General features: G+C 36.8%; 12 protein-coding genes. 7 read left to right on the forward strand and 5 right to left on the reverse strand.

The window, feature by feature from the left end; translation table 11 throughout:
- The first annotated feature begins 115 nt into the window (after nucleotides 1-115).
- Nucleotides 116-658 (forward strand): hypothetical protein, encoded by a 543-nt coding sequence (locus tag ACH0AB_RS11125; RefSeq protein ID WP_406878189.1) that lies wholly within the window; start codon nucleotides 116-118, stop codon nucleotides 656-658.
- A gap of 75 nt (nucleotides 659-733) precedes the next feature.
- Here the strand turns inward: ACH0AB_RS11125 and ACH0AB_RS11130 are convergent, their stop codons facing one another.
- From ACH0AB_RS11130 to ACH0AB_RS11145, 4 genes are all read right to left on the reverse strand, one after another.
- Nucleotides 734-3748 (reverse strand): type I restriction endonuclease subunit R, encoded by a 3015-nt coding sequence (locus ACH0AB_RS11130; protein ID WP_406878190.1) that lies wholly within the window; start codon nucleotides 3746-3748, stop codon nucleotides 734-736.
- Nucleotides 3749-3758: 10 nt separating this feature from the next.
- Nucleotides 3759-5051 carry a restriction endonuclease subunit S gene (locus ACH0AB_RS11135; protein ID WP_406878191.1) on the reverse strand — a complete coding sequence of 431 codons (1293 nt, stop codon included), beginning with the start codon at nucleotides 5049-5051 and terminating at the stop codon, nucleotides 3759-3761.
- 153 nt (nucleotides 5052-5204) lie between these two features.
- Nucleotides 5205-6125, reverse strand: coding sequence for an Abi family protein (locus tag ACH0AB_RS11140; protein WP_406878192.1), 921 nt, complete (start codon nucleotides 6123-6125; stop codon nucleotides 5205-5207).
- Between the two features lie 55 nt (nucleotides 6126-6180).
- Nucleotides 6181-8574, reverse strand: coding sequence for a type I restriction-modification system subunit M (locus ACH0AB_RS11145; protein WP_406878193.1), 2394 nt, complete (start codon nucleotides 8572-8574; stop codon nucleotides 6181-6183).
- A gap of 472 nt (nucleotides 8575-9046) precedes the next feature.
- Between ACH0AB_RS11145 and repM the strand changes: the two genes are divergently transcribed.
- The gene (repM, locus tag ACH0AB_RS11150) at nucleotides 9047-10150 is read left to right on the forward strand and encodes a replication initiation protein RepM (RefSeq protein ID WP_406878194.1); all 1104 of its coding nucleotides are present in this window, start codon (nucleotides 9047-9049) and stop codon (nucleotides 10148-10150) included.
- Between the two features lie 91 nt (nucleotides 10151-10241).
- Here repM and ACH0AB_RS11155 read toward each other — a convergent pair whose 3' ends face one another.
- Nucleotides 10242-10448: a helix-turn-helix domain-containing protein gene (locus ACH0AB_RS11155; protein ID WP_065254059.1), complete on the reverse strand. Its 207-nt coding sequence runs from the start codon at nucleotides 10446-10448 to the stop codon at nucleotides 10242-10244.
- 207 nt (nucleotides 10449-10655) lie between these two features.
- Between ACH0AB_RS11155 and ACH0AB_RS11160 the strand changes: the two genes are divergently transcribed.
- The 5 genes from ACH0AB_RS11160 to ACH0AB_RS11180 form a co-directional block, all read left to right on the forward strand.
- Entirely contained in the window at nucleotides 10656-10934 is a 279-nt protein-coding gene (locus tag ACH0AB_RS11160) for a hypothetical protein (protein ID WP_406878195.1), read from the forward strand.
- A 150-nt stretch (nucleotides 10935-11084) separates the two neighbouring features.
- Nucleotides 11085-11702, forward strand: a complete 618-nt coding sequence (locus ACH0AB_RS11165) for an AAA family ATPase (protein ID WP_406878196.1) — start codon at nucleotides 11085-11087, stop codon at nucleotides 11700-11702.
- Nucleotides 11703-12095 carry a hypothetical protein gene (locus ACH0AB_RS11170; protein ID WP_406878197.1) on the forward strand — a complete coding sequence of 131 codons (393 nt, stop codon included), beginning with the start codon at nucleotides 11703-11705 and terminating at the stop codon, nucleotides 12093-12095. It abuts the gene before it with no gap.
- A 251-nt stretch (nucleotides 12096-12346) separates the two neighbouring features.
- Nucleotides 12347-12622, forward strand: a complete 276-nt coding sequence (locus tag ACH0AB_RS11175) for a hypothetical protein (protein ID WP_406878198.1) — start codon at nucleotides 12347-12349, stop codon at nucleotides 12620-12622.
- Nucleotides 12623-12673: 51 nt separating this feature from the next.
- The coding region (locus ACH0AB_RS11180; RefSeq protein WP_406878199.1) for a recombinase family protein at nucleotides 12674-12942 on the forward strand (269 nt) is incomplete at its 3' end.

Here is a 12942-nt window from a genome sequence, read left to right on the forward strand (position 1 = left end):
AGATAGACCTCTTTTCTTAAGGGCTATTCTATCTTATTTGCTGCAATTTTTTGGTCTAGTTTTCGGGGAGTATTATAGTTATTATTAATAATATCTATAACTATATGGGTGATTTATGAGAGTAGAACTTACTAAGTTAGAAAATAATTTATTAATGAAATTACTAAAGGATTTTGAGGAAAAAGTTGCTAAGTCTAAAAAACTTAGTGATGAGCAGCAGTTGATATTAACGCTTTCTCAAAAATCTGTGTTATCTGATGTGGATGTTAAAAAATTAAAGTTATTGCTAGAGTTTGAAAAGTCTAAGATCACTATTCGTGAGAAAAAGAGAAAAGCAAAAGAGGCTTTAAAATTGCATGCATATGAAAAAAAGGAAATTATAGAGAGTCGCTATAAACGTTTTGGGTTAGTGACGATTGAGTCGTTAAAAAAGTTACCGAATCAGAAAGCTACGATTACTTTGTCTGATTTTTTATCTATGTTGTTGACTGATAACAATTTAAATGAGAAGGATAAGGATTGGCTGAAGAATTTTTTAGTTAATTCAGCTGTACCAATTGATCAAGTTATAGAACCAAAGGTTAATGAGATTAATCATCTTAGTGTCAATCCGTCAAATTTAGTTTCACCGATAAGTGATAATTTTAATTTATCGTGATGTTGTTGAGGTTTAAAAAGATTTGAGTTGTGAATGTTTCAAATCTTTTTTGTGTTTAGAAAATTTTTGTGTTATTTATCGTGTTGAGCTGGTGAGTGATTTTTTATCAATCACTTGTCGTAGGTTACTTAAAAATGCCAGTTGAAATGCTTCGTCTTGGATGAAAAGTTTGTAAAAATCGATTTCTTTTTTTCGGTCTTCGACGATGATATCTTTGACTAATTTTTCAAATTCTAGGTTGCGATGTTGTTCATCTTTCGTGGTCAGATACTTCTGTTGAAAGTCAGGATGGTCATAAATTCGTTGTGCTAAGTTGATAAATTTCATTCGTTGTTCTTCTGGCGTAATATGCCAACTTTTAAACCATCGCTCATTAAAATCTGCGATGATTTTATCTAAGTTGTTGGTTTTTGCTTCAGTATGTACGCCAATCACATTAGGGTTGCTCGGGTCGATAACCGCTTCTTTTTCGTCTAATGTTATCTTTGAACCTAAAGCCGTTCTTTCAATCGCATAAGTATTTAAATCAATCGATTCTAATAAGTCATCGATGTCATCGTCTTCCTGGGTGCGAATGTTAAGCTCAGGAATCAACGTTTTTAATAACCAAAATAATCGCTCCCATTCGATTTTGTTAAACGGCATAATCGATGCTAGACGGCTATAGAGTTTGACAAATTGTTTGGCTTGCATTTTAAATTCGATTTTTGCGTCATCGCTAAGTTCCAACTCGTGGTTAAAGCGTTCTGCCAAAATATTGATTTTGCCTTGCAAGATTTCCATACTGGCACCGCCAAAATAGGCTTCGGCATAGTCAATGACTTCATGGGGTTCATAAACGCCTACCGCATCCAGCTCAGTTTTGATATCGCTAAGTATATTGATATCGGTCGCTTGGCTTAGGGTGGTGACGGTAAAGTATTTATCAAATGCGGATTTGATATGTTTTAGTTCATTAAAAAAGTCCAACACAAACAAATCTTCGGTTTTTTTGTCGTACTTATTCGCCGAGCGATTGAGCCTTGACAGGGTTTGCACTGCCAGTACATCTCGCAATTTTTTATCGACATACATGGCGGTGAGTTTGGGTTGGTCAAAGCCTGTCAGATATTTATTCGCAACGACCAAAATTCGGTAGTCATCGCTATCAAATTTTTCTTTGGTTTTGCTATCTTCAAAGCCGTTGATTTGGCTTTCGGTGTAGCCAATGCCGTCCACGATTTTTTCACCACTAAAGGCTATCATGGCTTTAAAGGGATTGCCTTTTTGCTCTAGCAAACGGTTAATTGCCTGGTAATAACGGATTGCCATTTCGATATTTTGTGTGACTATCATGGCTTTGGCATGACCTTTTAGGCGTTTTTTGGCAAAAATATTGCTGATAAAGTGATCAAGCATGATTTCAGCTTTGACATCGATGGTTTGCTGTTGGCGTTCGACATAGGCTTTCAGGGCTTTTTGTGCCTTGTTAGAATCAAATGCTGGGTCGTTTTCGACCGATTTTTGAATCTCGTAGTAAGATTTGAAGGTGGTGTAATTCCGTACCACATCCAGAATAAAGCCTTCTTCAATGGCTTGCTTCATGGAGTACAGGTCAAAGGGAGTAAAGCGACCGTCGGCTTGTTTTTCGCCAAATTTTTCTAGGGTGCTGTCTTTTGGGGTAGCCGTGAAAGCAAAATAGCTGCCATTGCCCCGCATTTTGCGTGATTCCATTGCCTTTATAATGCGGTCTTGGTTATCGTCAATATCACCGTCTTTTTCGTTATCGGTATCAATACCCAAAGCGGTATTCATGCCATCGTGAGCCATTCCGCTTTGTGAACTGTGGGCTTCGTCGATGATAATAGCAAAGTTCTTGTCCGCCATTTCGCCAATATCGTTTAGGATAAAGGGGAATTTTTGAATAGTGGTGATGATGATTTTTTTGCCGTTTTCTAGGGCGTTGCGTAGGTCTTTTGAGCATTCGGCATGGGCGATAATGCCTTTGACTTCGCTAAACTGCTTGATATTGTCTTTTAGTTGTTTGTCCAAAATTTTGCGGTCAGTCACTACAATCACCGAATCATATAACGGGTGTTCTAGCCCTTTCGCCCCTTTTGCTTGTTCGCTGTGCGGATAGGCTTCGATAAGCTGATAGGCAAGCCATGTGATGGAGTTGGACTTGCCCGACCCTGCGGAATGCTGAATCAGATAGCGTTTGCCAACGCCATTGTCAGCGACGTCTTGCACCAATCGCCTTACCACGCTCATTTGATGGTAGCGGGGGAAATACAGGGTCATGTCGCCAAGATTGGGCTTTTTGATATCGGGATTATCACAGCCTAATCGCACAAAATGGCTGATGAGATTAACTAAGCTGTCAGGCTGTAACACTTCGTTCCAAAGGTATTCGGTGTTAAAGCTGTTGGGATTGGGTGGGTTACCTGCGTTGCCGTGGTTGCCTTTATTGAACGGTAAAAAGAAGGTGTTTGGCCCGTTTAGCCGTGTGGTCATGTAGGCTTCTTGGTTGTCTAGGGTAAAGTGGACAATGGCACGGGCAAAGTTAAATAACGGGTCATCGGGGCTTCTATTTTTTTTGTATTGTTCAATGGCGTTAAAACGGGCGGTTTGGTTTTTATGGGTGCTTTTAAGTTCTAACGTGATGATAGCTAGACCGTTTAGAAAGATGACCAAATCGACCGAGTTGCCATTATGTTGGCTGTATCGCACTTGGCGCGTAACGCTAAAAATATTGCGTTGGTAGTTGTCACGGGCGATTTGGCTAGAGCTTGCTAGCGGCTGTGGGTAAAGAAAAGTTAAGGTGGCGTTGTCCACGTCCAAGCCTTTTTTGAGTAGGTGCAGTATACCGTATTTTTTGATGGTGTTGTTTAGACGGTGGATGATGGTTTTTTGCCAGTCTGGGTTGTGTTTGGCGATGGTGTCTAGGGCGGTTTGTTGGCTATTATGCAGAAATTGCCAAAAATAGTGGCTGTCGATGGCTTGGATTTTGTCAAAGTCGGCAGGGTTGCCTTGTTGATAGCCGTTAGCGGTTAGGGCGGAGACGATGTGGTCTTCAAGTTCTTTTTCGCTAAAGCTGGTAAGTTTCTGCATGGGTGGCTCGTTAGATTTTTATTTTGCCTGTGACGGCTTGGTTGATTAGGATGTTTTTGTATTCTTTTAGACGGTGGATTTGGGTTTGATAACTTTTAATTGCATTAGCTATCTTTTCATTGAAATCAGTTAAATAAGAAATAATTTCCTGTCTTTCTTTATTCGGTGGAATAGGCATCTGCATGGTGTTCAAATTACCAGTTGTTAATTGATTAATGGTAGATGTTAAAAATGAGCCTGCCAACATCTTAAAAATGCCTGAATTAAAGATAAAATATAAGTAAGGATTTAACTCAGAGCGAAAAACAGTTGTAAATGCACCAAAACTATTTCCAATATCTTTTTCCGTTGCGATAGCACATTTACCAATCAAATCTCGGCTGCCATTCCTTGAACAAATCAGAATATCATCTTTTTTCAAAATTAATTTATTAGGAATTTTTGTTTGCACATAAACATTTGCATCTTCAGAGTAATAAAAATGACCATTTTTTAAATTTGAAGAACGCAAAACTAAAGTACCATTTTCTTTATCTGATATATCGTTAGGACTATAAGTTAAACCAATAATACATTTTCCTAAAAATTTTAACTTTTTAACCTCCCAATGCTCCGGAATATCGCCTATCCATTCCACGCCACTATTTTTCATTTTTGCGTTTGGGTTTAAGCCTTTGGTAACGGCGTTTTGAATCACGATTTGCTTATATTCGCCTAATTTTTCAATTTGCTGTTGCTTGAGGGCAATCGCTTGGTCAATTTGGGCGGTTTTTTGGTCGAGAAAATTGGCAATTTTTTGTTGTAAATCTAATGAAATATCAACTAAAGGCAATCTTTTAAAATCAAGAAAACTGAGATTTTGCCTTAGACCTGTACCAAATTTATAAATTGCTTTCGTAATATCCAAACTATGCAAATAATAATGCAAAAATTTGGAATTATAATTTTGGAAAACTTTCAATCCTAAGTAAGCACTAGTAATAATTCCCCTGTTTTCAACTAATCCAGTTCTTAGGCTGACTTTATCATTTTGTAAATCAGTACAACGAATAATGATATCGTTTGGTTCTACAATTTGATAAGTTTCAAAACTTTCGGGAACTAAGCCAGTTAATTTTTCTTCGGGCTTAATAATAATTTTCCCATAACTAAGTGAGAGAACTGTATTTTCAAGTAAGCCAGTGTTTTTGGTTTTATTTTCCTTAATATATTTAAAAGCTGGTTGTAAATCCCAATCACTTGGAATTTTCCCTAACCAATCCACACCGCTGTCTTTGTAACTCTCATACTTTGCATAACTCATTGAATTTACAACCATTGAAAATCTAATACATATTTGACAAAATATAGGTAAACCTATATAATTAGCCCCAACAACTCCCCAAGTTCTTGCCCATTATGGGAATAACAAGTCTTGGGGCTATCTATTTCTAGCGAACCAAAAATTTTAAAATCGCTATCGCCATAAGCGCCACGCTTTCAAATCCGCCAAACTCATCGACTTTGGCAAGCCAAATTGCTCCAAACTCACTTTATTATTGCTCATCTGCGGAAACTCATCCAACGTATCTAAAAACCGCTGTCCCCAAGTCGAATTTGGGCAAATAAACGTTAACATCCGTTGCATTAGGCAAAAGTAGAGCAACACCTTGGCAGGGTCAAACTTTTGAAACTCTGGCTCCAACCCCTTTAGCGACGCTTTAAATACCACATGGCGATTCCACAAACGCCCATGATGTGCCGAGATATTGCGAATCAAATTGAAGGCGTGTAATTGAGTTTCTAACAATTTGGCACTGGGCAAGCAATAATATTTAGCAATCGCTTCTTTATCCGCCCGTCGCATGATTTTATATAAAATCGACATCGCCCCAAAATCCCACAGCTCACACCCTGCCCAAACGGGAATATCGTGATAATACTGCTGATGATGTTTGACAAAATCGCTGTGTTTCTCTCGAGCTATCACCGCTTCATAACGAGCCACCCAATCGGCATGCCTAACCTTATCATCAAAATACTGTTCATCTAAATGGGCTAATGGGTCAAATGAGCCAAGCCTATCGGCAATTCGTACTCGCATAGCCACTTCGATTCGCTCCAACGCATCCAATGCCAACTGACGCAGTTTTTTATCGAACATATACAAGGCTTTGATGTCTTGAAAATGGCTGTTTGGCTCAAACGCATTATCGACTGTACCGTCTGGCATCACTTGGCGAAACACATACGCATAACCGCTCAACCGATAGTAGCCAATTGTTCGTAGATAGCCCAATGCTTTTTTATTATCGTCAACAATTAAGCCACGCTGTTTATAGGTATCTAACTGTTGTTGTACCGTTTTATAAGGCTTAGGCGGTAACTTGGTGGGCATAAATTTCCTTAGCATAAATCAAAAATATCTTTGCATTATAGCAAAGTCAGACCCACTAACCGCCCAAAATATCTCGAATCAAGCCATCTGCCTCTTTATCCAGTTGCAACAGCTCATTTGCTACTTCATCCAAGTTTCTCAGCGGTCTATGCTGATAAAAATACTTGTTAAAGCTAATCTCATAACCAATCTTGATACTTTCCATATCGAGCCATGCCTCATTCACATGCGGTCGTACTTCTGCCAAAAAGTAATCGTAAATACCTTGATTGAGCGAGATTGACTCGCTATCTCGTAATTCGCTACTGTTTTCATAAATCACATACTGGTCGGGCTTGGCATTCTCGACACCCACATCTTGGGCGGAATAATAGCCAAAATCGGCTAATTGCTCAGGCTGACAGCCAAATCGCTCGCATAAGGCTTGGATTTTATCGGCTTTTAGAGTGGTGATAGACTTAATCACTTTTTCACCTGTTTCATCATACCAACTGACCGCATCAAGAATTTGTTTTCGCTCATTTGCTTTAAGCTTAATATCGTGCGTTTTAAGCACGTTATCGACCTTTTTGGTAAAAATATTAAAGTCGGTGTATAAAACGTCTCCTAGCGCTTCCCAAAGCGTTTTAGCATGGTTCATGATGGTAAGTTGGTTTTTCCAAGTCTCAATATCGAGAATTTTTTTCCGTTGAGCCAAACTTAATCTTAACTCTTCAGTTTCTGCCCATTTTTTTAAATCGTTTTTGTACTTGGTATAAAACTCAGCTTGATAAACCTCATCGCCATATTGTTCATATAGCGTGTTCATAGCATCGCTTAGGCTATTATCAAAACGCAACTTGGCAATCGACTCGGCGGTAAACTGAGCGTGACGACGGTCAGGACGCTCGATATTGACCTTATGATAGCCAAAATCTTGATTGGCAAATACTTGACTAGCAATGCCTGTTGGCTCGCCTTTAGCATCCGACTGCCCACGAATGGTTGCCATATCAAGATAAGTTTGGGTAATCGTGGCAATATCTTGTGGGCTAAATTCGCTATTTTTACTGCCTAAGTTCTTTTTGAGCTTGCGATACATTTGACTGGCATCAATCAGTTGGACTTTGCCTTGACGTTCGCTTGGCTTATTGTTGGATAACAGCCAAATGTAAGTGGTGATACCTGTGTTATAAAATAAATTGTTCGGCAATTGGATAATTGCGTCAAGCCAATCATTTTCGATAATGTGTCGGCGGATATTACTTTCACCACTACCAGCATCACCTGTGAACAAACTTGAGCCATTATGCACTGATGCAATACGAGAGCCTTTTTCCCCTCCCCTACTCGATTTCATCTTGCTAACCATTTCCATCAAAAACAATAACTGACCATCACTAGAGCGTGGGGTTGCATCTGCTACGTGTGGATTGCCCCAGTAATCATTTAGCGTGACAATAAAACGACTATCTGCGACGGTCTTACCATCGGTATCGTAGATATTTTTCTTTTCTCCCGCCCAGCTTTTGCCATATGGTGGATTGGACAGCATAAAATCAAATTGCGTTCCTGTAAATTCATCGGTCGATAAGGTTGAGCCAACCCGAATGTTTTCTGGGTTATCGCCTTTAATCATCATATCTGATTTACAAATGGCGTAAGTCTCATCATTGATTTCTTTGCCATACAAAAATATGGTGCGTTGCATATTGGCTAGCGGGTATTTTTCGTGAATGAAGTTTTCAGATTCGGTCAGCATACCCCCGCTACCACACGCTGGGTCATAAATGGTTAATGTTTTAGGTAGTGTATCTTTGATTGGGTCAAATACTAAATGCGTCATTAACTCAATGACTTCTCTTGGGGTAAAGTGCTCCCCTGCTTCCTCGTTATTTTCTTCATTGAATCTGCGAATCAGCTCTTCAAAAACGTAACCCATTCCTAAATTACTAAGAGCAGGCAGCAATTGGTCTTGTGGGTCACGTTGCTCAATTGGTGATAAATTTAGGTAGGGTGAAACAAATTTCTCTAAAACATCGAGTAGAACGTTTTTATTTGCCATATGGCGAACTTGGTCAAGTAATTTAAACCGCACTAATATGTCTTTGACGTTAGCACTAAAGCCGTTTAAATATTCCTCAAAGTTGGAAAGTAGCAATTGCTGATTATTGCTGGCTGATTCCTTAAGTTTTTTGAGTGTCCATTTGTTAGTATTGTAAAACACAAAACCTGATGCTTTACGTAAGCCATCATCATCAAATTCAGTTAATCCTAAATCCTTTTTTTGAAATTCAACTTCTTCAAGAACGGCTTGTTTGGTAGGCTCAAGAATACTATCAAGACGGCGTAATACTGTCATAGGTAAGATTACATCACGATATTTACCACGAACATAAACATCTCTTAAACAGTCATCTGCAATTGACCAAATAAAAGAGACCAATTTGTTATGTACAGCATGATTCATGAAATTAACTCATTGTCTAAAATTGACCAAGTATAATGAATTTATGCCTCACTATGTTAGAGAAAATGAATTTCATATATGGACAACCATTTACACTAATTTATTTTTTAATCCATATGTTATTGATTTCTAAAATATTTTATTTATACCACTAAAATTTTATTTATAAACTCACTATGTTCAAGAAAAACGGTACAAAAACTTATTAAATATCAACAATTTTTTATTTTATTAGTAGTTTTTTATATAATTTAAGAAAAAAAGGTTTTTATTACATTTTAATTACTTTTAATACCTTTTAGACTGCTGTGATTCTTACCCAGCAAGGCTTAGAGCCCTCATATGTTGACACTCATTTACATATATGTGGACACTCATTTACATATATGTGGACACTCATTTACATATATGTGGACACTCATTTACATATATGTGGACAAAAATATATTTGACTATATATTGAACTTTTGATATGTTGACAATTCAAATTATAAGTAATGATGAAATTAAAATGTCTAATCCAAAAAATAATCAAAATACTTCTAAACAAAACGAATTAGACCTTTCACTCAAGAATAAGCAAAAAGTATCGCCTAAATCTAATCAAAATCTTGTCGTTAAATCAAATCGTTTGAATGAAGCCTTGCAAACATTAAGCTTGCCAGAACTTAGAATTATTCAGCTTGGCATCGTCGATGCCAGAGAGACAGGGACAGGATTACACACAGATAAACCATTAAGAATTGATGGTAAGCGTTATTCTGAAATATTTAATACGACCTTGCAGAATGGTTATATTCTAATGAAACAAGCGGAAGAGACACTTTTTAATCGTAGATTTAGTTTTATTAATAAGGAAGGTAATATTGTAAAAAGCCGTTGGATTCAGCAGATTGAGTATTTAGATAGCCAAGGAGCTATAAATATTTGTTTTACAAAGGCGGTTGTAGAAGCAATTACTCGCATTGATGGCTTTGAGGATTTTTTTACACAATATTATCTTGAACAGACTGCACAACTGAAAAGTGTGTACTCTGTACGATTGTATGAATTACTTGTTCAGTGGAAAGTAGCTGGTAAAACTAAATTATTTGAAATACAAACTTTTCGCAGTCAAATGGGGGTTGAAGATCACGAATATAAAATTTTGGCAGACTTTAAAAAACGTGTTTTAATGCCTTCTATTAAAGAAATTAATGACAAGACAGATTTGTTAGTAGATTTCAAACAGGAAAAGAAGGGTCGGACTGTTATAGGGTTAAAATTTTCTGTAGAGCTAAAAGAACGTCAATTAGCCAATGATGCGAATATAAAGACAGTAAGCCATTGTATGCCAGAGCAGTCTAGTAAAAAAAATCGGCCTAGCTGGATGATAAAAGGTTTGACTGATAGTCAAATCAATAAAATTGCCATATACGCTGAAGAATTTACTACTGCCAACAGTAAATTTATGTCTCCGAGTTTTCGAGGTGGCTACAAAGAACTTATCGACAGTTGGATAACTATGCTAAAAGATCCTGAAAAAGTGAATGACTTTCAGAAAATTCAGGAGTTACTTGACCGTCAAGCAAATTAATAAACGGATTGAATAAACTAAAAATACCTGTATTTTAAGTTTATTTTTATTATTTTAAAAATGTTTATTAAAATAACAATAAGTGTTTTTTTTATTGGTCTTCTGAAATAATGAACAAATCGTTTGGTGTGCAATCAAGTAGCTTACATAGCTTTTCAATGGAATCAAAATCAATGCGAGTGGCTTCATTGTTATAAAGTCGATATAGAGTTGAGCGAGCCAAATCAGTTCGTTTTTCTGCATCGCTCACTCGCATTCCTTTTTGAGCAAATAATACGGGTAAGTTAAGTTTTATCATAAAATTCCTATATGTAGATAAAAATTTATTGCAAGTAGAAAATAATTCGGGTAATATGTCCTATATATAGAAAATATTTTACTTTAAGTAGAAATTATATTTTTATATATAGGTAATGAATTGGCATTATTTTAACATATTTTGTGGCAGGACAGTCGCAACTTTGAATATTCTTTCAATAATGAATTAAATCATAAGGAGTTTTTCATGCTAGGTGTCAATGCAAAACATTTAAACAAAATGTTAAAAGCCCAAAAACAAATCAGCCAACAAGCTAATCGCTTATCTAACCGATTAATCAGAGAGTTAGAAGTGCAAAATGGCTTTGGTCTTGCAAATTTTTTAGAAGTTGATAGCAATTTCGATAATTTTACCGCTATTAGAGCTTGGGTACAAAGACAGATGAATAAGGGTTTTGGTAATGATTCGCTAGATTTTGAAGAGTTGAAGCGCCAACTTTTTGAATTAGTACCTGAAGGGAAATAAGTCAAAGTTCATTTTAAAATTTATAATACCTGTATTTTAATCTTTAAATACGGGTATTTTTATTTTATATAATATTTATATTTGACTAATTATTCACTTACTATAATCTTTTTCTTGGTGTAAAATACCTTAAAAATAGGAGATTAAAAAATGGCAGTAATTTTTACTATCGCCAATCGTAAGGGTGGTGTTGGGAAAACAACTTTAGCCACCAATTTGGCAGTGGCGCTCAGCAACAAAGGCAAGCTGTTATTGGTCGATGCGGATGAACAACGTTCGGCTTTTCAATGGAATGAACATCGGGAAAATAAGTTAGATGTCATAACCGTTCATGCCAATCTTTTGGACACCATAGAACCATTCAACGATAAATATGATTATATCTTGATTGATGTCGCAGGTCGGGATTCTGAGATTTTCCGAGAGGCATTATTAGTTTCTGACAAATTAATTGTTCCCACGCAACCCAGTTTGCTTGATTTGGAAGTAATTCCCTATATTGCGGATAAAGCCCAAGCGGCAACCAAAAAGAATCCTGCGTTAAAGGTTTTTGCTGTAATTAACAAGGCTTCTGCTAATCCAAAAAATAACGAAGTCAACCAAGCGAAAGAGTATTTGACAGATTTTCCTATCCTAAAATTGATTAATACAGTTATTCATGACCGTAAGCAATTTCGAGATGCGATTATTGAAAGTCTTTCAGTTTCTGAAATGGGGAGTAGCAAAGCAAAAGATGAGCTTAATGAGTTTTTAATTGAGGTGTTATAAATGACGGAAAATAGATTTAAAAAAGCCCGTGAGCAAGTAGATTTTGTACAAGATGTTAATTCTGATACGCAAGACACCATAAAGGCAGTCGAGAAGGTTATAACTCGCAATAAAAATGAAGTAGTTATTGAGCCAAATAGCCTTACGCCCAAACAACGCTCTCGCACCAGACATGGGCGTAATATCTCTGTGCCATTGTATGTTGAAGAATTGGAGATTATCGAAGCAACGGTCGGTAAATTATCTGAACAGCATGAAGTTTCTGTTAGTAACTTTATTCGTCAAACCCTGTTAAATCGTTGCCAAGAAATCTTGGGACAAAATGAATATGAAAAACTCAATGCGGTAAAAAGAAATGTCGTAAAAAAAACATATAAAACAATCTTATATTGATATAAAAATACAGGTATTTTATATTTAAAAATGCGTGTTTAATAAATGTTTTATTTTTATTTCCCTTTTTTGGCATCTTGCACTACCTTATAAACCGTTACCCAACTCACCCCAAATTGCTTAGCAATATTCGTTGTTGAATTTTGGCGGTCGCTCATCAACTGGCGAATCATCTGTTTCTCTGACTCTTTTAATTTCTCAAGTCATCCATCCATTCGCCCCCTTTCAAATTCTGCTAAGGAAGCAAATAAATGAAAGGTCAATTTACCAGAAGTCGTACTGGTATCAAACTTTCTTTAATCGACACCAACTCACAATCTATCTCTGGCAATTGGGTGACGATATTAGGGGTAGGCACAGAATTTGGTTCATATAGCACGCTAAGGAATTTTGTCGAATTTTGTTACAACAAAGCGTCTATTACTTACGTAACAATCCCGCAAAAACCTATTGTTTTTCGTGAGTTTGTAAATAAGCGCCAATTTGGCGCTTTTTTATTAGGTTCATTTCACGATAAAGCCAAATAAATCTAATTATGATAAGATATATAAAATATTATTTATCGTGAGAATTTTACCATGAGTTTAATCGGTTATGCCCGAGTGTCAACGTCGGAAGGGAAACAACTCCTTGACCGTCAAGTTGATGCGTTAAAAGAAATCGGCTGTGAGCGAATTTTTGAAGACAAAGCATCAGGCAGTAATTCCCAACGTAAAGGATTGGATGATTGTCTGAACTATTTGCGGAAAGGCGATGTACTAGTTGTACTTGATTTGGATAGGTTAGGGCGGTTAGCCAGTGACCTGATTAAACTCATTGATGAGCTGGCAGAAAAAGATATTGGCTT

It is taken from the genome of Moraxella sp. 179-F 1C4 NHS (genome assembly GCF_045370505.1).
GTDB classification, from domain to species: Bacteria; Pseudomonadota; Gammaproteobacteria; order Pseudomonadales; family Moraxellaceae; genus Faucicola; species Faucicola tetraodonis.

What these genes read in the sequence shown, in the direction of transcription:
- ACH0AB_RS11140 (WP_406878192.1), bottom strand. Translation starts at nt 6,125, where the DNA reads ATGCCCACCAAGTTACCGCCTAAGCCTTATAAAACGGTACAACAACAG.
- ACH0AB_RS11175 (WP_406878198.1), top strand. Translation starts at nt 12,347, where the DNA reads ATGAAAGGTCAATTTACCAGAAGTCGTACTGGTATCAAACTTTCTTTA.
- ACH0AB_RS11135 (WP_406878191.1), bottom strand. Translation starts at nt 5,051, where the DNA reads ATGAGTTATGCAAAGTATGAGAGTTACAAAGACAGCGGTGTGGATTGG.
- ACH0AB_RS11125 (WP_406878189.1), top strand. Translation starts at nt 116, where the DNA reads ATGAGAGTAGAACTTACTAAGTTAGAAAATAATTTATTAATGAAATTA.
- repM (WP_406878194.1), top strand. Translation starts at nt 9,047, where the DNA reads ATGTTGACAATTCAAATTATAAGTAATGATGAAATTAAAATGTCTAAT.
- ACH0AB_RS11155 (WP_065254059.1), bottom strand. Translation starts at nt 10,448, where the DNA reads ATGATAAAACTTAACTTACCCGTATTATTTGCTCAAAAAGGAATGCGA.
- ACH0AB_RS11160 (WP_406878195.1), top strand. Translation starts at nt 10,656, where the DNA reads ATGCTAGGTGTCAATGCAAAACATTTAAACAAAATGTTAAAAGCCCAA.
- ACH0AB_RS11130 (WP_406878190.1), bottom strand. Translation starts at nt 3,748, where the DNA reads ATGCAGAAACTTACCAGCTTTAGCGAAAAAGAACTTGAAGACCACATC.
- ACH0AB_RS11145 (WP_406878193.1), bottom strand. Translation starts at nt 8,574, where the DNA reads ATGAATCATGCTGTACATAACAAATTGGTCTCTTTTATTTGGTCAATT.
- ACH0AB_RS11165 (WP_406878196.1), top strand. Translation starts at nt 11,085, where the DNA reads ATGGCAGTAATTTTTACTATCGCCAATCGTAAGGGTGGTGTTGGGAAA.
- ACH0AB_RS11170 (WP_406878197.1), top strand. Translation starts at nt 11,703, where the DNA reads ATGACGGAAAATAGATTTAAAAAAGCCCGTGAGCAAGTAGATTTTGTA.